At 49.6% G+C, this 24,826-nt stretch carries 27 protein-coding genes; 25 read left to right on the top strand and 2 right to left on the bottom strand.

The annotated features are described in order from the left end of the window. The first annotated feature begins 16 nt into the window (after window positions 1–16). The gene (locus tag NSQ37_RS03700; RefSeq protein WP_042635591.1) at window positions 17–292 is read left to right on the top strand and encodes a hypothetical protein; all 276 of its coding nucleotides are present in this window, start codon (window positions 17–19) and stop codon (window positions 290–292) included. A 31-nt stretch (window positions 293–323) separates the two neighbouring features. On the opposite strand, the gene NSQ37_RS03695 is transcribed toward NSQ37_RS03700, so the two are convergent. After that, window positions 324–1,136 (bottom strand): bifunctional hydroxymethylpyrimidine kinase/phosphomethylpyrimidine kinase, encoded by an 813-nt coding sequence (locus tag NSQ37_RS03695; RefSeq protein WP_025285456.1) that lies wholly within the window; start codon window positions 1,134–1,136, stop codon window positions 324–326. Between the two features lie 149 nt (window positions 1,137–1,285). On the opposite strand from NSQ37_RS03695, the gene NSQ37_RS03690 reads away from it, so the two are divergent. The 8 genes from NSQ37_RS03690 to NSQ37_RS03655 all read left to right on the top strand — a co-directional run bounded on the left by NSQ37_RS03690 (window position 1,286) and on the right by NSQ37_RS03655 (window position 6,668). Beyond that, window positions 1,286–1,624, top strand: a complete 339-nt coding sequence (locus NSQ37_RS03690; protein WP_003150960.1) for a PadR family transcriptional regulator — start codon at window positions 1,286–1,288, stop codon at window positions 1,622–1,624. Further along, window positions 1,617–2,252: a permease prefix domain 1-containing protein gene (locus NSQ37_RS03685; RefSeq protein WP_332286360.1), complete on the top strand. Its 636-nt coding sequence runs from the start codon at window positions 1,617–1,619 to the stop codon at window positions 2,250–2,252. The genes NSQ37_RS03690 and NSQ37_RS03685 overlap by 8 nt, the downstream gene beginning before the upstream one ends. Window positions 2,253–2,296: 44 nt before the next feature. Then, window positions 2,297–2,824, top strand: coding sequence for a hypothetical protein (locus NSQ37_RS03680; RefSeq protein ID WP_332286361.1), 528 nt, complete (start codon window positions 2,297–2,299; stop codon window positions 2,822–2,824). An 84-nt stretch (window positions 2,825–2,908) separates the two neighbouring features. Beyond that, window positions 2,909–3,715 carry a glycosyltransferase family 2 protein gene (locus NSQ37_RS03675; protein WP_007407698.1) on the top strand — a complete coding sequence of 269 codons (807 nt, stop codon included), beginning with the start codon at window positions 2,909–2,911 and terminating at the stop codon, window positions 3,713–3,715. Between the two features lie 14 nt (window positions 3,716–3,729). Beyond that, window positions 3,730–4,413, top strand: coding sequence for a uracil-DNA glycosylase (locus tag NSQ37_RS03670; protein ID WP_012118732.1), 684 nt, complete (start codon window positions 3,730–3,732; stop codon window positions 4,411–4,413). A 59-nt stretch (window positions 4,414–4,472) separates the two neighbouring features. Then, window positions 4,473–4,895 carry a YwdI family protein gene (locus NSQ37_RS03665; RefSeq protein ID WP_015387535.1) on the top strand — a complete coding sequence of 141 codons (423 nt, stop codon included), beginning with the start codon at window positions 4,473–4,475 and terminating at the stop codon, window positions 4,893–4,895. An 18-nt stretch (window positions 4,896–4,913) separates the two neighbouring features. Then, window positions 4,914–6,233, top strand: a complete 1,320-nt coding sequence (locus NSQ37_RS03660) for a purine/pyrimidine permease (protein ID WP_012118730.1) — start codon at window positions 4,914–4,916, stop codon at window positions 6,231–6,233. A 63-nt stretch (window positions 6,234–6,296) separates the two neighbouring features. Continuing rightward, window positions 6,297–6,668, top strand: a complete 372-nt coding sequence (locus NSQ37_RS03655) for a DUF423 domain-containing protein (protein ID WP_003150969.1) — start codon at window positions 6,297–6,299, stop codon at window positions 6,666–6,668. A gap of 46 nt (window positions 6,669–6,714) precedes the next feature. Here the strand turns inward: NSQ37_RS03655 and gerQ are convergent, their stop codons facing one another. Then, window positions 6,715–7,266 carry a spore coat protein GerQ gene (gerQ, locus tag NSQ37_RS03650; protein ID WP_007407693.1) on the bottom strand — a complete coding sequence of 184 codons (552 nt, stop codon included), beginning with the start codon at window positions 7,264–7,266 and terminating at the stop codon, window positions 6,715–6,717. A gap of 280 nt (window positions 7,267–7,546) precedes the next feature. On the opposite strand from gerQ, the gene NSQ37_RS03645 reads away from it, so the two are divergent. From NSQ37_RS03645 to NSQ37_RS03570, 16 genes are all read left to right on the top strand, one after another. Further along, window positions 7,547–8,317, top strand: coding sequence for a glycosyltransferase family 2 protein (locus NSQ37_RS03645; protein WP_003150972.1), 771 nt, complete (start codon window positions 7,547–7,549; stop codon window positions 8,315–8,317). A gap of 4 nt (window positions 8,318–8,321) precedes the next feature. Next, window positions 8,322–9,746, top strand: a complete 1,425-nt coding sequence (locus NSQ37_RS03640; protein ID WP_150941496.1) for a capsular polysaccharide export protein, LipB/KpsS family — start codon at window positions 8,322–8,324, stop codon at window positions 9,744–9,746. Window positions 9,747–9,768: 22 nt separating this feature from the next. Continuing rightward, window positions 9,769–10,938 (top strand): DegT/DnrJ/EryC1/StrS family aminotransferase, encoded by a 1,170-nt coding sequence (locus NSQ37_RS03635; protein ID WP_012118727.1) that lies wholly within the window; start codon window positions 9,769–9,771, stop codon window positions 10,936–10,938. Further along, window positions 10,939–11,802, top strand: coding sequence for a GNAT family N-acetyltransferase (locus NSQ37_RS03630; protein WP_032868197.1), 864 nt, complete (start codon window positions 10,939–10,941; stop codon window positions 11,800–11,802). Beyond that, window positions 11,802–12,923 carry an N-acetylneuraminate synthase family protein gene (locus NSQ37_RS03625; RefSeq protein ID WP_015240802.1) on the top strand — a complete coding sequence of 374 codons (1,122 nt, stop codon included), beginning with the start codon at window positions 11,802–11,804 and terminating at the stop codon, window positions 12,921–12,923. Before NSQ37_RS03630 ends, NSQ37_RS03625 begins: the two co-directional genes overlap by 1 nt. Beyond that, complete coding sequence (locus NSQ37_RS03620) at window positions 12,916–13,656, top strand: cytidylyltransferase domain-containing protein (RefSeq protein ID WP_015240801.1); 741 nt, start codon at window positions 12,916–12,918, stop codon at window positions 13,654–13,656. Before NSQ37_RS03625 ends, NSQ37_RS03620 begins: the two co-directional genes overlap by 8 nt. A 1-nt stretch (window position 13,657) precedes the next feature. Further along, entirely contained in the window at window positions 13,658–14,662 is a 1,005-nt protein-coding gene (locus NSQ37_RS03615) for a PseG/SpsG family protein (protein WP_326365007.1), read from the top strand. A 27-nt stretch (window positions 14,663–14,689) separates the two neighbouring features. Continuing rightward, a complete protein-coding gene (locus NSQ37_RS03610) occupies window positions 14,690–15,427 on the top strand; it encodes a sugar phosphate nucleotidyltransferase (protein ID WP_003150981.1) in 738 nt (245 codons plus the stop codon). 2 nt (window positions 15,428–15,429) lie between these two features. Then, complete coding sequence (gene rfbB, locus NSQ37_RS03605; protein ID WP_007407684.1) at window positions 15,430–16,377, top strand: dTDP-glucose 4,6-dehydratase; 948 nt, start codon at window positions 15,430–15,432, stop codon at window positions 16,375–16,377. 20 nt (window positions 16,378–16,397) lie between these two features. Beyond that, window positions 16,398–17,246, top strand: a complete 849-nt coding sequence (rfbD, locus tag NSQ37_RS03600; protein ID WP_012118721.1) for a dTDP-4-dehydrorhamnose reductase — start codon at window positions 16,398–16,400, stop codon at window positions 17,244–17,246. Next, window positions 17,243–17,698, top strand: a complete 456-nt coding sequence (locus NSQ37_RS03595) for a dTDP-4-dehydrorhamnose 3,5-epimerase family protein (protein ID WP_015240798.1) — start codon at window positions 17,243–17,245, stop codon at window positions 17,696–17,698. Before rfbD ends, NSQ37_RS03595 begins: the two co-directional genes overlap by 4 nt. Before the next feature lie 215 nt (window positions 17,699–17,913). After that, complete coding sequence (gene bslB / locus NSQ37_RS03590) at window positions 17,914–18,375, top strand: biofilm surface layer hydrophobin BslB (RefSeq protein WP_326365012.1); 462 nt, start codon at window positions 17,914–17,916, stop codon at window positions 18,373–18,375. Between the two features lie 185 nt (window positions 18,376–18,560). Next, window positions 18,561–19,847, top strand: a complete 1,287-nt coding sequence (locus tag NSQ37_RS03585) for a Glu/Leu/Phe/Val family dehydrogenase (RefSeq protein WP_003150991.1) — start codon at window positions 18,561–18,563, stop codon at window positions 19,845–19,847. Between the two features lie 207 nt (window positions 19,848–20,054). Then, window positions 20,055–21,602 (top strand): L-glutamate gamma-semialdehyde dehydrogenase, encoded by a 1,548-nt coding sequence (gene pruA, locus NSQ37_RS03580; protein ID WP_003150992.1) that lies wholly within the window; start codon window positions 20,055–20,057, stop codon window positions 21,600–21,602. Between the two features lie 71 nt (window positions 21,603–21,673). Continuing rightward, window positions 21,674–23,356 (top strand): M20 family metallopeptidase, encoded by a 1,683-nt coding sequence (locus tag NSQ37_RS03575; RefSeq protein ID WP_160242395.1) that lies wholly within the window; start codon window positions 21,674–21,676, stop codon window positions 23,354–23,356. A 24-nt stretch (window positions 23,357–23,380) separates the two neighbouring features. After that, on the top strand, window positions 23,381–24,799 hold the full coding sequence (locus NSQ37_RS03570) for an amino acid permease (RefSeq protein WP_007407677.1): 1,419 nt from the start codon (window positions 23,381–23,383) through the stop codon (window positions 24,797–24,799). Window positions 24,800–24,826: the final 27 nt, after the last annotated feature.

The raw sequence follows: 24,826 nt of genomic DNA, 5'->3' as shown, positions 1-24,826 counted from the left end.
CTTCAAACGAAAGCCTATGATTCCAGGAATAAAAGGAGTTGTTTTCTCAGTTTTGAAAAATCAGAAGATGACGCCGAAATGTTTACTTGTCAAAGCCGCAGAGCAAGTGGAAGATAAGCGGGAAGAATATAAAGAAGTATTGCTTCAGCTGAATCGCATGCTCAAGAGAGCTGAGCCGCACAATGAATGGAGTGATCGGCTGATGCATACATATGAACAGATGAAGGAATATGCGCTGTTTGTGCAGTCTATTGAGATGTTTTTGCGGTCATCCGCGAAAAAAATGAAATAATCCCCCTCGGGTAATGAGGGGGATATTTATTTTATTTTCCGCTAAGACGCATCGCCGAATGTTTAGTCGGTCCGATGTATTGGTTCAGCGGGAAGGATTCTTTGATTGCCGCGGTGATAAATTCTTTTGCCGCATAGATGGCTTCCTTCACTTCAGCGCCTTTGGCCAGTTCTGCCGTCACGGCGGCGGAGAATGTGCATCCGGCTCCGTGCGTATAAGGTGTATCAATCATTTCGCTTTCTAATACTTCCGCGGTTTCTCCGTCATACAGCACGTCGATCGCTTTTTCATGTTTCAATTTGCCTCCGCCTGTAATCAATACATATTTCGCGCCGAGTTCGTGAATTTTCTTGGCCGCTTCTTTCATGTCTTCCACCGTTTTTAATTCATCCATACCGCTCAGCTGGCTTGCTTCAAACAGGTTTGGCGTGATGACGGTTGCCAGAGGCGTCAATTGGGTGCGAAGCGCTTCGGCATGCTCCGGATACAGCACTTCGTTCGCTCCTTTGCAGACCATGACAGGATCGATAACGACATTCTTCAGCTGTTTTTCTTTAATCGTTTTCGCCGCAAGCTCTATGATCTCCACGGTAGGGAGCATTCCCGTTTTCATGGCGTCTACGCCGATTCCGTCAACAATCGTCGCCAGCTGTGCGCGAATCGTATCGGCATCGATCGGAAATACTTGATGATCCCAGCTGTTCTCCGGGTCCATCGCTACGATCACGGTCAAAGCCGTCATTCCGTATACGTTTTTTTCTTGAAATGTTTTTAAATCGGCCTGAATTCCCGCGCCGCCGCTGGAATCAGAACCGGCAATAGTAAGTGCTTTGTGCATTGACATATCAATGGCCTCCATCAGTGTTTTATATCTCATTATAGTTAGATTTTCTTCCGATCACAATACGGAAGGCTTAGAGGAATGATTTGACAGCCGCGGGGGATGTGCGTACAATACCTACATAAGATTACTAGGTAAGGGTGAGAAAATAAATGCTCAACAGGGAGCTTGTAAAGGGAAGCACGGTCATTCTGGTGCTGACGCTGCTGAATGAACGGCCCATGTACGGGTATGAACTTGTGAAAGAAATGGAGAAAAGAAGCGGGAATGAACTGCAAATGAAGGAAGGCACGCTGTACCCATCGCTTCATAAGCTTGAACGCCAAAGCTATATTTCTTCTTACTGGGAAAAGCAGACCAAAGGGCCGGACCGAAAATATTACCGGATCACCGATGAAGGAAAAAACATTCTAGCCGAACGGACGAAGGAATGGAATCTGTTCTCTGCTCTGATGGACCGGATGCTGAAGCGGGGCGGGCAGAATGGATAAAGACCTTTATGTGCAGGAAATCAGAAAAGGGCTGGAAGGCAAGTCCGGAAGCCGTGAATTATTAAAAGAAATCGAAAGCCATATTCATCATGCCATTTGTGATCATCTGGAAAAAGGCAAAACCGAAAGCGAAGCGATGGCGCTTATTCTGCGGGAAGTGGGGACTCCGTCTGAGATTATCTCTGCTTTTCAAAAAGCTTCGGCGGTGCCCGCGCGGACTTTTATGCTCTTTTATCTGTTCTGCAACTGCGGTCTTTTTGTGATGGGGGCGATGATTACGATGATGCACGCGTGGAGGATTCATCCCGCTGTTGACGCGCTGTGGAAAGGGATTTCCGTGTCAGTATGGCTGATTATGATCGGTTATGTGCTGTATTGGTTCCAAATCGGCTATCAAGCTGGCAAAGAGTTCGGGGCTGGCGGAAAAAAGCTTGCTGAGCGGACGGTATGGGCTTCAATGGTGCCGAATCTATGTTTTATGTTTGTCTTTTTGTTCAATCTGGTTCCGGCTGGGCTGTTTCCTTCGGCGGTCACACCGAGTTTTACGGCAGTATGCGCCGTTGTGACGGTATGTTTTCCGTTTTGCGGAAAAATAGGTTTTTACGCAGGCAGGCAGAGACTTGCCTGATCTTTTTCACTATATACATAGGGAATCTATATAGGGGTGTTAAAATGAGATTAGGTTCGTGGATGTACGGCGCGTGCGCCCAAATAGCCGTAACCGTATTTACCGTCTGCGGCTTGGTTCTTGCATTGCCCGTTGTAAGTCTTTTTATTATGGTTCTGAATGGGATGCAAGACGCTGTTTTTGTTGTTTTCAGTATTTTGCTTCTTCTATTATTTTATGCGCTGGGATGGATTTGGGCCGTTTCGTTTGCGCGTGAGTGGAAGGTGAAACTTATCGAGCTGCAGATCAGTTCGCTCATTCCGCTGGCGGGTATATTATACTTGTACATTGACAGCGGGGTGAGTATACCGGAACTGATTCATGATTGGCATGAGGATGGATGTGCGCTTGTCCCGCCGGCTTTTGTCTGCTTGTGCACATGCTATGCGATGGTGTTGGTGCCTGTTTATCAATCAAAACTTTGGAACGCCATGGAGGCGGGCAGACTTAATGCCAAGGCGGTATGCACTGTTTGGGGAGACCTTCTGATCATTCTCGTTTTGCTGACGGGCATGACCTGGATTTGTTTCTGAATGGGCCGAAATCAAAAATCCCCCCTGATCTCTCCGCCGCTTTATGTTTTAATAGAACATGAGAAAAAGCAGAAGGAGCGGATCATGAATATATCAATTGTCATAGTCACGTATAATCGGATTCCGGCTTTGTGTGAGCTGCTGGAGTCGATTTCCATGCAGACCATAAAGCCTTATGAAGTGATCATTGTAAATGATGCCGGAGAATCGGTCGAACAAGCGAAGCAGCTGTACAGCGATCTGCCGATTCAGATTATTGATTTAGAACAGAATGCCGGACATGTGGAAGCGCGGAACGCAGGTGTGAAAAAAGCGTCGGGTGATTGTATCATGCTGTGCGATGATGATGATTTCATTACGCCGGGCCATTTGGAAAGAATGGCGGCTGCACTTGCTGATGCGGATTTTGTCCATTCTGACGCGGAAATTGTGTCATTTGAAGAACGGGGCGGCACGAGATACCCGGTGTCACGAAAGCCGTTCGCCTATACGGCAGATTATGCGGATATGCGGGTATTTTCCACGTACGTTCCGTCAGGCAGCATGTACAGGCGTTCTCTGCATGACACGTTAGGGTATTTTGATCCGGATGTCCATAATTATTGGGACTGGGACTTTTATTTGCGCGCCGCAAAACAGCACCGTGTGAAGCGTGTTCCTTGCGCGAGCGTCATATATGCGTTTTTTGAGGGAGGCGGCAATCAGTCCGCGGATCTCGGCGGCAAACGGAAGAGGTACTTAGACCGGTTAAGCGAAAAGCACGGGCTTGGGGAGCTCCCGACGAAAAACTTCGCGGTTCTTCTTGAAGAGCCGGACATGAAGAGGCGGGAGGCGCCGACTGACATTGTGTGGGACGGAAAGCCCGTCCATTCAAGACTGCACAGTTCATAAGGGGGACGGACAGTTTGAAACAGCTTTTAAAAGACAGCTGGTGGAATCAGCTGAAAGATGAATTTGACAAACCGTATTATCAAGAGCTGAGAGAAATGCTGAAACAAGAATACAGCAGCCAAACGATTTATCCTGACAGCCATGATATTTTTAACGCCTTGCATTATACGCCCTATGAGGATGTAAAAGCGGTCATTCTCGGACAGGACCCGTATCACGGGCCAGGACAGGCGCACGGGCTTAGTTTTTCCGTTCAGCCCGGGGTCAGACAGCCGCCGTCTTTGAAAAATATTTTCATAGAGCTTCAGGACGATATCGGCTGCTCCGTACCAAACCACGGATCGCTCGTCAGCTGGGCGAAGCAGGGAGTGCTTTTGTTAAACACAGTGCTTACGGTTCGCCGCGGTCAGGCCAATTCCCACAAGGGCAAGGGATGGGAGCGGCTCACTGACCGCATCATTGATGTGGTGAATGAAAGAGAGAAGCCGATTGTCTTTATCCTATGGGGGCGTCACGCGCAGATGAAAAAAGAGCGCATTGACACATCGAAACACATTATTATTGAATCGACTCATCCGAGCCCGTTTTCGGCAAGGAACGGTTTTTTCGGGAGCAGACCGTTTTCCCGTACAAACGCCGCCCTTGAAAAAATGGGGGAGCAGCCGATCGATTGGTGCATCCCCGACCTGCCGCAATAAACGGTTTTTTTGAGGCGCTTCCGCCCGGCGGAAGCGTCTTTTTTGACGTTCAGGGCGGTATGCCGTCAGAAAAAATAACAAACTCAATTCTGCGATTCGCTCAGAAATTTGATAAAATGCAGGAAGAAGACAAATTACTGCTGGAGGATTTACTCATGAACATACATATCTCTGCTTTGATTCAGAAGATGGAAGAAGAACTGAGGCAGGCGAAAACGGCGACCCGCACCGAGGAGGTCAAAATGCACGCGGCCGCCATCCGCTCTCTGTGTGATGTCGTGCTCGGCACTCAGACGCACACCGCTCCGGCGCCTGTGCAGAATCCGATTCCGAAAGCGGCGCCGAAACCTTCCGCGTCTCCTTCGACAGACCCGCTGCTGCTTGAAAAAATGATGGGCAGCGCCGGGCTGAACCAATATCAGAAAAAAGCGAAAGACGAACGTGAGGAAGACGGAAACGGGGATTCCATTTTCGATTTTTAACAGGAGAGGTTGATTGACTTGAAACTGATACTCGGGGGTTTGCAATGGACGGCATTTATGATTGCGGCTGCGATTGTGGTTCCTGTCGCCATCGCACAATCATTTCACTTGAACCATGCCGATTCTGCCGCATTGATTCAGAGCACATTTTTTGTGCTTGGCGTCGCCGCGGTCATCCAATGTCTCCAGGGACATCGTCTGCCGATTAATGAAAGCCCGGCAGGCTTATGGTGGGGCGTATACACGATTTACGGCGGACTGACTGGCACGGTGTTCGCGACATTCGGCGAGACGCTGCGGGCGCTGCAGGGGGCGCTGTTATTAAGCGCTGTCTTTTTCTTTTTGTTCAGCCTTTTTAAAGTGATTGAACGGCTGGCCGTGCTGTTTACGCCAGTTGTGACCGGTGTGTATCTGCTGCTGTTGGTCATGCAGCTGAGTCAGCCGATTGTGAAAGGCCTTTTGGGCATCGGCTATTTAAAAAACAGCGTCGACGGCCTTGTATTCGGGCTCGCCATGGTTGTGACGGCGGCGATGTTCATCATGTCCCGATCGAATGTTACGTTCTTAAGACAGTATGCGATTCTCCTTTCGCTTGCCGGCGGATGGATCTTATTCGCCGTCTTCGGCGCTGCCAAACCGATTCAAATACCGGACCGCGTGATTCAGCTGCCGGCTCTTTTTCCGTTTGGAAAACCCGTGTTTGACAGCGGCCTGATCATTACGTCACTCTTCATTACCGTGCTTTTGATTGTCAACATGCTCGCGAGCATCCGGGTTGTAGAAGCGGCGGTGAAAAAATTCGGCGGCACCGTCGGGAAGCGGCGTGAGCGTCCGGCTGGGTTTGCGGCTTCGATCAGCCACCTTTTGAGCGGACTGTCAGGGGGCATTGCGCCTGTGCCGATTTCAGGGGCGGCCGGTTTTATTGAGACGACGAAGCTTCCTTCGAAAAAGCCGTTTCTTTTGGGAAGTGTATTTGTCGTGATCATCAGTATGATCCCGCTATTTATGAATGCGTTTGCGAGTCTGCCCTCACCGGTCGGCTTTGCGGTAAACTTCGTCGTTTTCTCCACGATGGCCGGTCTCGCCTTTACGGAGTTTGACTCTTATGAGAGAGAGGAGCAAAAACGAATCCGTTCCATTATCGGTCTGGCGCTCCTGACGGGGGTCGGCGTAATGTTTGTGCCGGAGAGCGCGTTATCAGGGATGCACCCGATCCTGATTTCGCTCTTAAGCAACGGTCTTGTGCTCGGGACGCTGCTGGCGATAGCGATTGACCGAATCCAGCTTATCAAAAAGAAAAAATCCGACAATCTCGTGTCATCGGACGGCGGACGTTGAATTTTGCCGATGTTGGGTTATGATTGAATTGGAAACTTTAACGAAAAGGCGGGAGAAAAATAGATGAAAGTGTTTATTATTCTTGGTGCGATTAACGCTTTATTGGCCGTGGCGCTGGGCGCTTTCGGCGCGCATGGGCTTGAAGGGAAAATCCCCGATAAATATTTGCAGGTGTGGCACACAGGCGTGCAATATCATATGTATCACGCGCTCGGTCTTTTGGCTGTCGCGTTTTTGGCCGAAAAGCTTTCTGGCGCAGGCAGTGTTTCTGTTGCGGGCTGGCTGATGTTTGCGGGCATCGTTCTGTTTTCAGGAAGCCTGTACGTATTGAGCGTGACGCAGATTTCCATTCTCGGCGCGATTACACCGCTCGGCGGCGTGGCGTTTATCATCTCTTGGATTATGATTATCGTCGCGGCCGTCAAATATTTATAAAGAAAAAAAGCCAATCCTCTGTCAAGTGAGCGATTGGCTTTTTGATTTATCTCGGAGAATAAGAAGACATGGAGTACGGATAAGTATAAGCGATTTCCTCATCAAACGTGATGTAATCAAGGTAAATGGTCAGAAGCAGATAGCGGGTGCCCGTTTTCGGGTCGCTGATGATGATATGGTCACGTCCCGCCGCCTGAATCACACCGCGGAAAATCTTTGAATTCCATTCTTTGCTGTTTTCAAATGTCATATAAATCGTCGCCGTTTTGCCCCGGTTCAACCGCAGAATATTTTCAATGTATGACTCTTCAATCGGCAGCATGCCGGGAACGTTTTGTGACGATGATGGGCCTGACGGAATCTGAAAGCTGCCGCCGCCCTGCTGCTGCGGCTGGCCGGGGAACCCCCCGCCGAAGCTCTGCTGGCCTTGCTGCATCGGCATTGTCATTTGCTGCTGCATCGGCATCATTTGTGATCCTTGGCCCTGAGGCTGCGGATAAGGATTAGGCCCGAGCTGCGGCTGGTATCCTTGCATATCCATTCCCATTCCCATCCCCATCCCCTGCATTTGCTGATATTGATTCTTTTTCGGTTTCATATTGTTCCTCCTTTGATGAAAACCTCTTGATGCTGAAACCTCCTGACAAGTATCAGACAGCCGACAGAGCGGCTGCTGTTTTTATCTATTCCACCATATGAGCCCAAAGAAAGATTTATGCGAAAAAAGAAAATACGCTCCAATGAGTCCGGGCATCAGAGCCGGCTTTTTTTGTGCGCGCAATGCTGACTTTTCACATAATAGTCTGTATTCCTAGCGCATCTTCCGCATAAGGAACATATGATAGCGGTAGTTTCAGGTGCGAAAAGGGGGTGACGAGTTGCCTAAAGTGTCAGTGATCATGACGAGCTATAACAAAAGTGACTATGTGGCCCGCTCTATTAAAAGTATTCTGTCTCAGACGTTTACGGACTTTGAGCTGTTCATTATGGATGACAACTCAAATGAAGCGACATTGGCGGAAATACGTCCTTTTCTCACGGATGACCGCGTCCGGTTTTATCAAAGCGATGTATCGGGCGTCAAAGAAAGAACGGAAAAAACACGCTACGCCGCCTTGATTAATCAGGCAATAGAAATGGCGGAGGGCGAGTACGTGACGTATGCGACCGACGACAACACGTATGTGCCGGAACGGCTTGAGAAAATGGTGAAAGAGCTTGATGAAGACCCGGAAAAAGCCGTCGTGTATTCAAGTTCCAAAACCTATCATCTGAATCAGCGGAAAGAGACGGTGAAGGAGACGGCCAGGCCCGCCGAACGGATCGTGTGGAACGCGCCGTGCGCCATTGACCATTGTTCGGTCATGCACCGGTTTTCCGTGCTGGAACAGGTCAAATCGGCATTCGGTTCCTATTGGGATGAAAGCCCGGCGTTTTACCGGATCGGTGACGCCCGTTTCTTCTGGAGAGTGAATCATTTTTATCCGTTTTACCCGATTTCTGAGGAGCTTGATATCAATTATATTACCGATCAATCCATCCATTATCAGCTTTTCGCGGCGGAGAAAAACGAGTTTGTGAACAGCCTTCCGCAGCAGACCACGTGCCGGGAGCTGAGGGAATCATTAAAAAAGCTTGGAAAGGGGTGAGGGCTTGTCGGCATACTTAGCGAACTATTGGGTGCTGTACCGGCAGTATATTGACCTTTTTCAGTCACTTCGCTACAAAGACATCCCGCTCGCATTGATCAGTAATTTTTATCAATATATCAGTCCGGCGCTTCGGGAGAGCATGGAGCAGAACCCAGAGCTTTTCGGTCCGGCTGATCAGCATATTCCTGAAGCCGGTATACAGCCATATTATGATCAAAAAAGGCAAAACATTAAGAAAACAGATGAGAAACCGGTAAACGGAAAAGTCATTCTGCATTTCGATCATCTTCGGTTCACCGAGGGAAACTACCGGCAGTTTGATCCGGCAAAAACAGCGGTACTGGCCAGATGGAGTCTGCCTGACCATTACGGGCTGCCCGTTATCTGCAAATTGGAGCTGACGGGAATGGGGCAAAAAGGGAACCCCGTCCCTTATATTGAAAAAGCCCATTCCATTTTGAAAGAGCTTCACAGCCATCCCGCTTTCGGAAACAGAGAATTTCAGGAACGTTTGTATAAAGACATCCCGTTATTTATTGAAGCGATTGACGCCATTGATATTTTGTTTACGGCCGAAAAGATTTCCGCCGTTGTAGTCGGCACGACGGAGGATATTTACAGCCGTGTGCTGGCGCTGATGTCCGCGAAAAAAAACGCCGTCAGCATCTGTCTTCAGCACGGAGCGCTCATGGGAGATGAAGCGTTTCTGCCCGTATTTACGGACTATCAGGCCGTATTCGGGACTTATGAAGCGGAGTGGTATAAAGCAAAAGGCTGCAGGGATGAACAAATCATCATCACGGGGCATCCCCGTTTCGACGAGATTTTCTCAAGAGAGCCGATAGATCAGGACACGTTTTACCGCAAACTTTCTTTTCTCCCGTCACAGCGGACGGTGCTGATCGCCACGCAGCCGTTTTCTGATGAATTTTATACGGGCGTGCTTGAAGAGCTTGCCGGCCAAAAGAACATGCAGCTCATTATTAAACCGCATCCGTGGGAAATCGGCAAAAACAAGCTGGATGCTTACAATCAGGTGCTGCGGAAATATAAAGCAGGCAAAATCATCAAAAAAGAGATGGAGCTGTATGATATTCTCCCGTATGTTGACGCTGCGGTGACACAGACATCAACGGTCGGTCTTGAAGCGATGCTGTTTCAAAAGCCCGTGCTGATCGGAAAATCAGCGGGAACCCGCAGATACCCTTATTATCACTCACTTGGAGAATTTGTCTTTGAGGACCCGCAGGCACTCGCTCAGGAATTAATCCGGATATGCGAAAGCCCCGCAGGATATCAAAAAGCGGAACAGGCGCGCCGTGCTTTTGTCGCCGCGAACTACCCGGTTCAGGATTCGCTTGCCGCTTTATGCCAAGTGCTTCAGGAAAAAACCGGAGTCAGCTTTAGACGGGTTGACCCTTCATAAAAAAGATAGGAGCGCAAAGAAAATGGTGCAAAAAAGATCAGCTTTTCTTCCCTATTCATTGCCCATGATCGGGAAGGACGAAATTCAGGAGGTTATTGATACGCTTGAATCGGGCTGGCTTTCAAAGGGACCGAAAGTAGAGGCGTTTGAAAAAGCTTTTGCCGCCTGGACGGGGGCAAAGCACGCGATCGCGCTGAACTCATGTACCGCCGCTTTGTTTTTGGCCCTGAAGGCGAAAGGGATCGGTCCCGGCGACGAGGTCATCACGTCTGCCGTGACGTTCAGTTCAACAGCCAATACAATCGTGCACACAGGCGCCGTTCCGGTGTTTGTTGACATCGATCCGCTTACGCTGAATGCAGACCCTGAAAAAATTGAGGCGGCCGTCACCCCGCGGACAAAAGCGATTGTACCCGTTCATTTCGCCGGCCAGTCGTGTGATATGGATCAGATTCTGGCCATTGCCGAAAAGCATCAGTTATTTGTCTTAGAGGATGCCGCACATGCCGTGTATACCACTTACAAACAGAAAATGATCGGATCAATCGGCGATGCGACGGCATTCAGCTTCTACGCGACAAAAAACCTGGCAACCGGTGAAGGCGGCATGCTGACGACGGACGATGACGGGCTTGCCGATCAGATCAGGGTGCTCAGCCTTCACGGCATGAGCAAAGGCGCGTGGAACCGCTATTCTTCAAACGGAAGCTGGTACTACGAGGTCGAAACGCCCGGCTATAAAATGAATATGTTTGATCTTCAGGCAGCGCTTGGGCTTCATCAGCTGAAACGGATTGACAGCATGCAGCAAAGAAGAGCCGACATTGCGAGCCGCTACCAGGACGCCTTCAGACACATGAAAGGGCTGACCATCCCGCATGTCAGTGATGACGGGCGGCATGCATGGCATCTGTATGTTCTTCAAATAGAGGAGCAGGAGGCCGGGGTCAGCCGGAACGATCTGATTTCCGCTTTAAAAGACCAATATAATATCGGCACAAGTGTTCATTTTATTCCGGTTCCGTTCCATCCGTATTATCAAAAAACGTACGGGTATAAGGAAACTGACTTTCCGGCCGCGGCCGCGTATTATCACCGCACCGTGTCACTCCCTCTTTATCCGTCAATGACAGATGACGACGTTGAATACGTCATTGCAGCCGTTACGGATATCGTCAAAGGGGCTGATTAGGTGTACAGACTGAGGGAAAATCTTGCGCAGGACATGATTCATACCTTCCTGCATCAGAAGGGCATCCAGCCGGAAGCCTATGAATCGTCGCTCTGTTTATTGGAAGAAAACAGCCTTCAAGGCGTGATTTTATATGAAAACTCTTCGTGGGAAAGTCAATTGTTCCGAAAAAATATCATCAATGTGAAGCTTGCAGCCGCAAACAGCGCCGGACAGCTCAAAAGGCTGTTTCAGGAATTTTACGCGGCAAGGCGGGCGGCAGGCACTGATTTTATATTTATTAAAATACCGGCTGAAGATATCGGCGCGATGCAGGTCGTTCAGCAGCTTCCGAACGCTTATTTTGTAGGGAGTCTGCTCAAGCTCGTCAGTCCGGTGCGTGTATATAACAGCACGCCGCCGTTTGAGATTACAGAAGCCGGACCCGGCGACACGGAAGCGATCAGCCGGCTGGCCCGCGACGCATTTACAAAAAGCAGGTATTACCAAGACCCCCATCTCAGCTATGAAAGTGCAAACCGCCTGTTTGAAGAGTGGGCGCGGAATAATGCGGAAGGCAGAGCTTCGTTACAATTCGCCGCCACATATAAGGGAGAGACTGTGGGCTTTGTTCAGGGGCTGTCTAAAGGCGATGAATTCGTCCTTGATCTGATGGCGGTAAAGCCGGGATTTGAAGGAAAGGGAGCGGGATTCCATTTAGCGGCGCACGTGATTGAACAATCATTGCGCTTTCAGCATAAGACTGTATCAGCGGGAACGCAGCTCCACAATGTAAGAGCCATCCGCCTGTATGAAAGAATGGGATTTAAAGCGGATGCGTCCTATTACTACTATCATGTGTGGCCCGGGAAGGAGGCGGACTGATGGCATCATGCCAAATCGGAACGAAGTCAATCGGCGAAGGTTCGCCCGTATTTATCATCGCCGAAGCCGGAATTAATCATGACGGAAAACTGAGCCAGGCGTTTGAATTGATAGATGCGGCCAGTGAGGCCGGCGCGGACGCGGTCAAGTTCCAAATGTTTCAGGCTGACAAAATGTATCAGAAAGACCCCGGCTTGTACAAAACCGCTGCGGGAAAAAACGTCTCTATTTTTTCTTTGGTGCAATCAATGGAAATGCCCGCCGAGTGGATCGAACCGCTGCTTGAATATTGTAAGAAAAAAGGCGTGCTGTTTTTAAGCACTGTCTGTGATGAAGGCTCTGCCGACTTACTGTATGCGACTTCGCCTTCAGCCTTTAAAATCGCCTCCTACGAGCTGAACCATCTGCCGTTATTGAAATATGTCGCGGGGCTGAAGACACCGATTATTTTTTCCACCGCGGGCGCTGATATTTCAGATATTCAGGAGGCTTATCGAACCATTACCGGCGAGGGGAACACAGAAATTGCGATCATGCATTGTGTGGCGAAATATCCCGCGCCGCCTGAATACAGCAATCTGAGCGTCATTCCCATGCTTGCCGCCGCATTCCCGGATGCTGTGATCGGTTTCTCCGATCACAGCGCCCATCCGTATGATGTGCCGTGCGCGGCTGTCAGGCTCGGAGCGAAACTGATTGAAAAGCATTTTACGATCGATAAAAACCTGCCCGGTGCTGATCACTCCTTCGCCCTCAATCCGGATGAATTAAAAGAAATGGTTGCGGCGATCCGCTCAGTTGAAGCGGAGCTGCGGCAGGGGCATCACGCTCCGGTGCCGGAAGTGCTGTCGGGAAGTTCCCATAAAACGACGACACCGATTGAAGGGGATATCAGAAGGTTCGCTTACAGAGGCATTTTTTCAACAGCGCCGATTCAAAAAGGCGAATGTTTTACGGCGGAAAACCTTGCCGTCCTTCGTCCCGGCCAAAAACCGCAGGGGCTCCACCCGAGATATTTTGAGCTTTTAACTGACGGCGCGCGTGCGGTCAGGGATATCCCCGCCGACACGGGCATCACTTGGGATGACCTTTTGACGAAAGGCAGCCCATATGATGACTGACATTTTGTTTATCATTCAGGCGCGGATGGGAAGCGGGCGTCTTCCCGGTAAAGTGCTGAAACCGATCGGCGGGTATACGATCCTCGATATGATTGTCAAAAGGGTGCGGCAAAGCGCGTATTATGATCAATCGCGGGATAATCTGATCGTCGCCTCGTCTGACAGCAAGACCGACGACATTCTGTCTGCGCACTGCATCAGCAAGAACTACCGTGTGCACCGCGGCAGCGAGCAGTGTGTGCTTGACCGGTTTGCACAAGTCATCGAACAAGTAAAACCGGACATCGCAGTCAGACTGACGGGGGATAACCCGTTTGTCGACCCTTCGCTGCTTGATTTTCTGATTCAATCGCATTTAGATCAGCACGCAGACTACACGTATATCTGCGGTACACCGCTCGGCATCGGCGGCGAGGCGGTAAACGCGCGACTTTTAACGGAGATCAATGCCGACAAAACGCTGGCGGACAAATACCAGGAGCATGTCACGCTTTTAATAAGAGAATCTCCTGAGAAGTACCGGCTTCTCTTTCCTGAGCCTCCGCAGGAACTCCGGGCTCCTCACTTGCGGATGACCGTCGATACCGAAGAGGACTACAGGCTGGCCCGCGAGCTGTACGTAAAAGCGGGCTCGCGTCCTGATATTCCGGCAAAAGAATTGATCCATCTGCTGAATCGTGATCCGGAGCTCAGGGCCATTAATCAAATGATCCGGCAAAAAGAGGCTGATTAGCATGCGGATTTTGATTTTCGCGGACGGGGGCCGTGACATCGGCATGGGGCACGCGGTGCGGATGAAGCTGCTTGCCGGTGCCATTAAGAACAATTGCTCAATAACGTTTTACGCAAATAAAGAGGCTTCTTCTTATCTGTCATCTGATCAATGGGAAGTGATCATCAAGCCTGACAAGGGACAGAAGGAATTTATTGTCCGGGAAATAAACAGGCAGGCTCCTGACCTTCTCATATTCGATCTGCTCGATATGCCGTGTGACTGGTTAGAGGAAGTCAAAAAGCATTCATCGGCACGCATCGTCTTATTTGAAGAAAAACGGGAACATGTCATTCATTTATGCGATGCCGTTATAAACGGCATTTACGGCGGGCTGAAAAGCCGGACGGTTCAAATGGGCAGCGCCGCGGTATATGAAGGCCCGGATTATATGATTCTTCATCCGGGTTTTGAAAAAGCAAAGCAGCTCTATCAGCTGAGAAAAGAATGCCGGACCATATTGGTTTCATTAGGAGGAAGCGACCCGAAGAAGCTTGTCTTTAAAGTGATGGAAGCATGCCGCCGCATCCCCGACATTCATCGAAAACGAGTGATCATCGTCATGGGCGGCGCCGCGCCTCATGCTGATGACGTGCGCGCGCATCTTACACAAATGCCTTATGCCGAGATGGTCAGGCAGACAAATGACATGGCCGCGCTTCTCACGAGGGCTGATATGGCCGTCGTGTCCGGCGGGATCACTTTATATGAAACCATTTGTACAGGTGTGCCCTGCATCGTTCTTTCTCAAGTGGAGCATCAAACTGAGACGGCGGAAAAATTCGCCGCACGGGGGGCCGCCGTTCATCTCGGCCTTGGTGAATGCATATCAGCGGACGTTCTCGCGCGGCATATGTCTGACATGGCCGCTGATTATCCGATGCGGACCGGACTTCATCAAAACGGAAAGCCGCTGGTTGACGGCAGGGGCATCAAACGGGCGGCGGCGATTCTTTATGATTTGTGATAAAACCACACGTAAGGAAGTGTTCATGTGAAAGGTGTTATCTTAGCCGGAGGCACCGGCTCACGCCTTATGCCGCTGACAAAAGCGGTCAATAAGCATTTACTCCCTGTCGGTCCATATCCGATGATTTACTGGTCGATCATGAAGCTGGAAGAAGCGGGGATTACAGATATTTTGCTGATTACGCAAAAAGAATATATTCCGCAATTTCATAAACTTCTCGAAACCGGAGAAGAGCTCGGCGTCTCAATCACATATCAGGTTCAGCCAGCCGCATCCGGCATTTCCGACGGTTTATCATACGCAAAGCGATTTACAGGTCGCGATCCGTTCGTTCTGCTTTTGGGAGATAATATTTTTGAAGATTCATTAAAACCTTATACGGAGCGTTTCGCAAAGCAGGGAAAAGGAGCGAAAGTGCTGCTGAAAGAAGTGGACGACCCGGAGCGCTTCGGCATCGCCGAGATTGATGAGGAAAACAAACGGATCAAGTCGATCATTGAAAAGCCGGAGCAGCCGCCGACCAGACTATGCGTCACAGGGATCTACATGTACGACGCAGAAGTGTTTTCTTATATTGAACAAATTTCCCCTTCAAAACGCGGCGAACTGGAAATTACGGATGTCAATAATTTATACATTGAACACAGTGAGCTGACGTATGATGTGTTAACGGGCTGGTGGGTGGATGCGGGCACGCATGAATCGCTCTACCTCGCCGGAAGCCTGGCGCATCAGGCATTACAGAAAGGACAGGAGCATTAATCATGCCAAAATCATATTTAATTACAGGGGGCGCCGGATTTATCGGCCTTACCTTTACAAAGATGATGCTGAAAGAAACAGATGCGCAGATTACCGTCCTGGATAATCTCACGTATGCAAGCAGGCCGCTTGAAATAGAAGCCTTAAAAAAGAACGGCCGTTTTCGTTTTATCAAAGGTGACATTTCGGAAAAAGAGGACATTGACAAAGTTTTTTCCCAAATGTATGACGCTGTCATTCATTTTGCGGCTGAATCCCATGTGGACAGAAGCATAAATCAGGCAGAGCCGTTCATCACAACAAATGTAATGGGCACATACCGACTGGCGGACGCGGTGTTACAGGGAAAAGCCGGCAGGCTGATTCACATTTCCACAGATGAGGTGTACGGAGATTTGGCGCCGGATGATCCCGCTTTTACAGAGACGACGCCGCTTTCTCCGAACAATCCGTATTCGGCCAGCAAGGCAAGCTCAGACCTGCTCGTCATGTCTTATGTGAGAACCCATAAGCTTCCTGCCATCATTACAAGATGCAGCAACAATTACGGGCCGTACCAGCATCACGAGAAAATGATTCCGACCATTATCAGGCATGCCGTAAACGGCACGCCGGTTCCGCTGTACGGCGACGGGATGCAGATCAGAGACTGGCTGTTTGCCGAAGATCATTGCCGCGCCATTAAGCTCGTGCTGGAAAAAGGAACACTCGGTGACATTTACAATATCGGCGGAGGAAATGAACGGACGAATAAAGAGCTTGCGTCATTTATCATGAAGGAGCTCGGTGTCGAGGAACGGTTTGCTCATGTCGAAGACAGAAAAGGGCATGACCGCCGTTACGCCATCAATGCTTCAAAGCTGAAAAATGAGCTGGGATGGCGGCAGGACGTCACATTTGAAGAAGGAATGAGAAGAACCATTCGCTGGTATACAGACAGCCAAGACTAATCGGAAAGAAGGGGATCCGATTGACGAAGGTATTAGTAACCGGAGCGGCCGGCCAGCTGGGGCGGGAGTTATGCCGTCAGCTGAAGCAGGAAGGGTATGAAGTGATCGCCTTGACAAAAGCGATGATGAACATATCCGACCAGCGTTCGGTGCGGCACTCGTTCAGCCATTACAAGCCGGATATCGTCGTCAATACGGCGGCATACACCTCCGTTGACAAATGTGAAACGGAGCTCGACAAAGCGTATTTAATAAACGGAATCGGCGCTTATTATGCCGCGCTTGAGGCTGAAAACACCGGCGCGAAATTCATTCACATCAGCACCGATTACGTCTTCAGCGGCAAAGGAACACGGCCATACCAGACCGATGATCCCGCAGATCCGGGCACAATTTATGGAAAAAGCAAAAAACTCGGCGAAGAACTGATCCGGTTGACGGGAAAAAATCACACCATTATCAGAACATCGTGGGTGTACGGCAGCGGCGGGCACAACTTTGTCAATACGATGCTGAAGCTTGCGGATACACATGATCAGGTGCGTGTCGTTAACGATCAAGTCGGCGCACCGACGTATACAAAAGATTTAGCCGAAACGGTGATCGGTCTGTTTGACAGGCCGCCGGGCTTATACCACGCCGCAAACAGCGGAGTGTGCAGCTGGTATGAATTTGCCAAGGCTATTTTTGAAGAAAGCGGCAGAACCGCCGCCGTGCTGCCCGTCACGACGGAGGAATACGGAAATGAGACGCCGCGCCCCGCTTACTCGGTGTTGAGTCTTGAGTCGATTGAACGGCAGGGGCTCGGGATGAGGCATTGGCGGGAAGCGCTGCATGATTATTTACAAAGGGAGGGACAGTGCAAGTGATCGAAGGCGTAAAAGTCAAAAAGCTGATCAAACACAGCGATGACCGGGGTTTTTTCTCAGAACTCGTCCGTGACGATGAACATCTCTTAGAGCGTTTCGGGCAGGCTTCCTGGTCCAAAAGCTATCCCGGCGTCATTAAAGCATTTCACTATCATGAGAAACAGGATGACCTATGGTTTTTTCCGACGGGCCACGCCCAGGTCGTGCTGCATGACCTTCGCGAAGAGTCTGCAACCAAGGGAGAAACGGATGTCTACTACATGGGAGAAGACAATCCGATGCTCCTTCTCATTCCCAAAGGCGTCGCACACGGGTACAGAGTGCTGGGTGAAACCCCGCTGACCATTATTTATTTCACGACGATGTCCTACAATCCGGATCAGCCTGACGAAAAAAGAATCCCGTGGAATGATGACACCATCGGATTTGACTGGCAGACGGCTCACCGATAGCGCACAAGACGAAGACAGCGGATGTCTTCGTTTTTTGTGCTGATTCATCTCGTGAAAAATAAATGATTGAATATTCCAAAAAATAATTTACTTCCATGGATAAAGGTGGTAGATTATTCTCAGGAAAAGAGAAACCCAATTCGCGAATGGAACCATCAGACACGCTTTTCCGGCAGAGGACGCTCTGAATCCCATATGATCTGGAGGAATTCATGATGTTAAAAAGAAAATCATTTTCGGCCTTTCTCATCAGTGCTGCGGTATTTTCATCTGTGTTCTTGCCATCTTTTCATGCGAACGCGCAATCTGCCGTTATTGAAGCGAAAACCGTCAATAGTACGAGAGAATACGCGACGTCTGATATTGAAGTCACATACAAGCCGAATGCGCTGCTTGCCGTCGGCGCCGTTGAATTTCAATTTCCTGACGGGTTCAACGCCACTGTGAGGGACTCTGTAAACGGAAGAACACTGAAAGAAACGCAAATTCTCAACTACGGAAAAACGGTCAGACTTCCGCTTACCCTTGACTTATTGGGCGCGTCTGAATACAATCTCGTCCTAGTGCGTAAAAACCTTCCGCGCGCGGGCGCGTATACAATTAAAGGCGATTACGTAAACGGTTTGGGGGCCGGCAGTCTTTATGCCGAAACAAAGCTGGTTATTGACCCGCGTTAATCGGGGATGAAAGAGGCTGACCACAGCCTCTTTTTTTATACACAAAAACCTGGCATGAATCTTGCATATAAAAAGGGGCGTAACGACAATGTGAAAGGGATTGATGGGTTTTGGTGTAAAAGCGCTTACATTTTGTTCTGCCGGTAATTGAAGCTTACACGTAAAATACGATGAGGTGATAAAACATGTCAGCCAACCCGCTTTCTAAAAGCAATCAGAAAGATGAAGAAAAAGAAGTTCTTAATTTGTTCTTGTCAACACAATCGATCATAAAAGAGGCCCTGCGAAAACTGGGGTACCCTGACAATATGTATGAATTGATGAAAGAGCCGATGCGGCTTTTAACCGTCCGCATCCCTGTCAAAATGGACAATGGCTCAGTACAGGTTTTCACGGGCTACCGCTCACAGCATAATGACGCAGTCGGCCCGACAAAAGGGGGCGTGCGGTTTCATCCGGAAGTCAGTGAAGAAGAGGTTAAGGCGCTTTCCATCTGGATGACTTTAAAATGCGGCATCACAAATCTTCCTTACGGGGGCGGAAAAGGCGGCATCATCTGTGATCCGCGGACGATGTCATTCGGAGAGCTGGAACGGCTGAGCCGCGGATATGTGCGTGCGATCAGCCAGATCGTCGGTCCGACAAAGGATATTCCGGCTCCCGACGTATATACCAACTCGCAGATTATGGCATGGATGATGGACGAATACAGCCGCCTGAGAGAATTTGATTCACCAGGATTCATTACGGGCAAACCGATCGTTCTCGGCGGTTCACAGGGGCGGGAGACGGCGACCGCGCAAGGCGTCACGATTTGTATTGAGGAAGCCGTTAAGAAAAAAGGGATTCCATTGGAAAATGCGCGGATCATCATTCAGGGGTTCGGAAATGCGGGGAGCTTTCTCGCTAAATTTATGCATGACGCCGGCGCCAAGGTGATCGGCATCTCAGACGCCCACGGCGCTTTGTATGACCCTGACGGCCTTGATATTGATTACCTGCTGGATAAGCGGGACAGCTTCGGCACGGTGACGAATCTCTTCTCGGATGTCATAACGAACAGGGAGCTGCTGGAAAAGGACTGTGATATTCTCGTGCCCGCCGCAATCTCCAATCAGATTACGGCTGAAAACGCCCATCACATTAAAGCCTCAATCATTGTGGAGGCGGCAAACGGCCCGACAACGATAGATGCCACGAAAATTCTGAATGAAAGAGGCGTGCTTCTCGTGCCGGATATTTTGGCAAGCGCCGGCGGCGTGACGGTGTCTTATTTTGAATGGGTGCAAAATAATCAAGGCTTTTACTGGTCTGAGGAGGAAGTCGCCGGAAAACTGCGCAGCGTCATGGTGAATTCGTTTGAATCCATTTATCAGACAGCGCATACCCACAAAGTCGATATGCGTTTGGCCGCCTATATGACGGGCATCAGAAAATCGGCTGAAGCGGCCCGGTTCCGCGGCTGGGTATAAGTGTTATCCGCAAAGAGATTTTGCATCAGTTATATAGCAGATCGCAAAATTTCTTTGCGTTTTCAGATTGCAGCTGACAGATTCGGACAAGCTTCGTCCGCTTTCGGCAAAGATTTTCTTATTTTTATCACAAATTGCTATGCTGGTATGCTTCTTGCATCTTTATAAAGCGTGAGCACACATTACAAAATACGGGGAGGAATTCTAATGACAGTTTCATACGCACACGAACCATTTACAAATTTTCAGGAAGAGACAAATAAACAATCGTTTCAGGAAGCGCTGGCTTATGTGAATTCACAGCTCGGCAAGCATTATCCGCTTATCATCAACGGTGAAGCGATTGAAACGGATAAAAAGATCATTTCCGTCAATCCGGCAGATAAAAAAGAAGTGATCGGTTCTGTATCGGCCGCCGGAAAAGAACTTGCGGAAAAGGCCATGCAGGCTGCGCTGCAGGCATTTCAAACATGGAAAAAAGTACGGCCGGAACACCGCGCGAATGTGCTGTTTAAAGCGGCGGCGATCATCCGCAGAAGAAAGCACGAATTCTCCGCGTATCTAGTGAAAGAAGCCGGAAAACCGTGGAAGGAAGCGGATGCGGATACGGCGGAAGCGATCGACTTTTTAGAGTATTACGCCCGTCAGATGCTGAAACTGAAAGACGGTTCCCCTGTAAAGAGCCGTGACGGAGAATATAATCAGTATCACTATGAGCCGCTTGGGGTGGGGATCGTCATCTCTCCATTCAACTTCCCGCTTGCGATTATGGCGGGAACGGCGGCGGCAGCCATCGTAACAGGCAACACGATACTGCTGAAACCGGCGGATGCGGCGCCTGTCGTGGCGGCGAAATTCGTTGAAGTGATGAAAGAAGCGGGCCTGCCGGACGGCGTGCTCCAATTCATACCGGGCGACGGAGGAGAAATCGGCGACTATCTGGTTGAGCATCCGAAGACGAGATTTGTGTCGTTTACAGGTTCCCGCGCGGTTGGATGCCGTATTTATGAACGCGCCGCAAAAGTACAGCCGGGCCAAAAGTGGCTGAAACGGGTCATTGCCGAAATGGGAGGGAAAGATACGGTGCTTGTAGACAGAGATGCTGATCTTGATCTTGCCGCTTCCTCAATCGTGTATTCCGCCTTCGGATTCTCAGGCCAAAAATGTTCAGCCGGTTCCCGTGCGGTCATCCATCAGGACGTCTATGATGAAGTTGTTGAAAAAGCCGTCGCTTTAACAAAATCACTCACCGTCGGAAGTCCGGAAGATTTTGATACATACATGGGGCCGGTCATCCACGAAGCATCTTATAATAAAGTCATGAGTTATATCGAAATCGGCAAAACAGAAGGAAAACTCCTGACGGGAGGCGAAGGTGATGATTCAAAAGGATACTTTATTCAGCCGACCATTTTTGCGGATGTTGATGAAAACGCCCGCCTGATGCAGGAGGAAATTTTCGGGCCGGTCGTCGCGATCTCAAAAGCCCGTGATTTCGACCATATGCTTGAGATTGCCAATAATACCGATTACGGACTGACGGGCGCTCTGTTATCGAAAACCCGCGCGCACATTGAACGCGCCCGCGAAGATTTTCACGTCGGGAATCTATACTTCAACCGCGGATGTACGGGAGCGATTGTCGGATACCAGCCGTTCGGCGGCTTCAATATGTCAGGAACCGATTCAAAAGCCGGAGGACCTGACTATCTGATTCTTCATATGCAGGCAAAAACAACGTCTGAAGCCTATTAATCTTTCGGAAATAGCGCGATGAAAAAGAGAGTCGCGCTATTTTCTCTATATGAGGGTAAGGAGGATGGAACATGTATCAGCAGCTCAGCAAAATGCTTCCGGAGGAGAAAATAGAAGCCATTACGAAATCACTGGTGGCGTTAAACAGCATCAACGGCACATTGGGAGAAGGAAAAAAAGCCGACTATATCAAAGATATGATCAAGAGCTTTCCCTACTTTCAGGAGAATCCGTCACATGTGTGGGAGCAGGCGATTCCTGAGGACCCTTACGGCCGCAAAAATATTTTCGCATTTATTGAGGGAAACGGCGAAAGCCTGAATACGGTCATTTATCACGCTCATCTTGATACGGTCGGCATCGAGGATTTCGGCCCTTTAAAAGATATCGCTTTTGATTCCGACCGTCTCGCGGAATATTTCTCAAACTATGAATTTGATCGGGATGTGCAGCGGGACGCCCGCTCAGGCGAGTGGATGTTCGGAAGGGGTTCGGTTGATATGCAGAGCGGTATTGCCGTTCATCTCGCCAATCTGCTTCACTTTTCTGAACGGCGCGATCAGCTGCCGGGCCATATTCTGTTCATGGCAAATCCGGATGAAGAAAGCCAGCATTCCGGCATTTTAACCAGCATTTCTGAATTAAAACGGCTGAAACAAGAAAAGCAGCTTCGTTATTTAGCAGCGATTAATAACGATTTTATCACGCCGCTGTATGAGGGTGACACGACAAGGTACATCTACACGGGCGCGGCAGGGAAGCTTTTGCCTTGCTTTGCGATTTACGGGCGGGAGGTGCATGTCGGTGATACGCTGTCCGGCATCGATCCGAATTTGATCGCATCAGAAATCACCAGAAGAATTCACAACAATATTCATATGGCGGAAAACATTGAAGGGGAGCTTGTGCTTCCGCCGACCTGCCTGTACCAGCGTGACAACAAGGAAGCGTATAACGTGCAGACCGCCGTCAGCAGCTATGTCTATTTTAATTATTTTATTTACGAGAAAACCGCCAAAGAAGTCATGGATCAGCTGACCGCCGTGGCTGACGAAGCCTGCAAAGAGACAGAACGAAAATTATCTGATTATTACGACGAATACTGTGAGAGAACGAGCCTGCCGAAAAAAGAGATGTCATGGAACGTTCAAGTGTACAGTCTGGAAGATTACCTGAAAAGGCTTAGAAGCCGCGGGATAGACCCTGCACAGTGTATCGAGCAGGCATTTAAAACATATGAACATCTTGAACTGCGGATGAGATGCTTTAAAGCCGTCGAGGAACTGCAAAAACTCGATCCTGAGCAGGGAGCCAAGGTCATTATTTTCTATGCGCCGCCTTACCTTCCGCACAATTATCTGAAAGAAGAGAGCTCACGGGACCGGCTTTTGCAGCATGTCATTCAAGAAGCGGTCGATAAAACAGCGGCATCAACCGGAGAAACATTCGTCTTTAAAAAGTTTTTCCCTTATTTAGCGGACGGAAGCTTTTTATCGCTGCATGAAACAGACGAGGAGGTCTCCGCCTTTACCGATAATTTTCCGGGCTGGGATGTCATCGGGACGATTCCTTTTAAAGAAATCAGGGAATTGAATATTCCGTCGGTCAATATAGGGGTATACGGAAAGGACGGCCATAAATGGACGGAACGCGTGTACAAGCCGTACACATTCCATGTGCTGCCGGAGCTCATTCAGCAGACGACAATGCACCTTTTGCACAGCTACCGATTAGACATACGCACAAATGGCTGACATAACGGAATAAGGAGGATGTATATGCAGGGAGATACCAATCAAACTGAATTGCAGCGCACGATGAAGGGCCGGCATTTGTTTATGATCGCCCTCGGCGGCGTGATCGGGACGGGGCTTTTTCTGGGCTCCGGTTTTACGATCAGTGAAGCGGGACCGATCGGCGCGATATTGGCTTATGTGATCGGCGGATTTTTAATGTATCTGGTGATGCTTTGTTTGGGGGAGCTCGCGGTCGCCATGCCGGTCGCAGGATCATTTCAAGCGTATGCCGCAAAGTTTCTCGGGCCGTCGACGGGTTTTACGATCGGATGGATGTACGCATTCAGCTGGGCCAATACAGTGGGGCTTGAACTGACGTCGGCGGGGATTTTAATGCAGCGGTGGTTTCCGGCCGTTCCGATTTGGGTGTGGTGCCTTGTATTCGGCGTCGTCATTTTTTCCATTAACGCGCTGTCTGCGCGGAGTTTTGCGGAAATGGAATTTTGGTTTTCCAGCATTAAGGTCATGGCCATTGTATTGTTTATTATTCTCGGCTGCGCTGCGGTATTCGGCTTTGTCGGTTTTAACGGCGGGCAGACGGCTCCGTATCTGTCAAACTTTACGACGGACAAAGGGCTTTTCCCGAACGGTGCCCAAGCCGTGCTGTTTACCCTTGTCATGGTGAATTTTTCATTCCAGGGCACCGAGCTGGTCGGAATCGCCTCGGGAGAAAGCGAAAATCCGGAAAAGACGCTTCCCCGCTCAATCCGAAACGTCATATGGCGGACGCTGTTTTTCTTCGTGCTGGCGATGTTTGTTCTCGTGTCCATTTTGCCGTACCAAACGGCAGGCGTCATCGAAAGCCCGTTTGTGGCTGTGCTGGATAAAATCGGCGTTCCCTATGCGGCTGATATCATGAACTTTGTCATTCTGACCGCCATGCTGTCGGTGGCGAATTCCGGGCTGTACGCTTCATCCAGAATGATGTGGTCCCTATCAAAAACTAAGATGGGCCCCGCTTCCTTAACGAAACTGACGAAAAAAGGCGTGCCTCTGAAAGCTCTTTCCATCACCATCGCTATCTCCGGTTTATCCCTGCTGACAAGTGTATTCGCGGCTGAAACGGTGTATGTATGGCTCATTTCCATCTCCGGTATGATTACCGTCGTCGCGTGGATGTCAATCTGCGCTTCACAATTCGTTTTCCGGAGACGCTTTCTCGCTGAAGGAGGAAATCTGAAAGACCTGGCATTTAAAACGCCGCTTTATCCGATCGTGCCGATTCTCGGATTTTCGATTTACGGGCTTATCTTAATCAGTCTCATCTTTATCCCCGACCAGCGTATCGGTCTGTACTGCGGCGTCCCGCTGATGATCATCTGTTACGCGTATTATCACTTCGGTATTAAAAAACGCCTGAAGCGTGAGCAGGCTTCTTCGGAAAAAGGCGCTGCCGGATAAGAAAAAAAGCCCTCCGCAAAAAGCGGC

The organism is Bacillus sp. FSL P4-0334, assembly GCF_038004825.1.
Lineage (GTDB): Bacteria > Bacillota > Bacilli > Bacillales > Bacillaceae > Bacillus > Bacillus velezensis.
The sequence above is the reverse complement of the archived record's forward strand: the minus strand, read 5'-3'. Positions and strand labels throughout refer to the sequence as shown.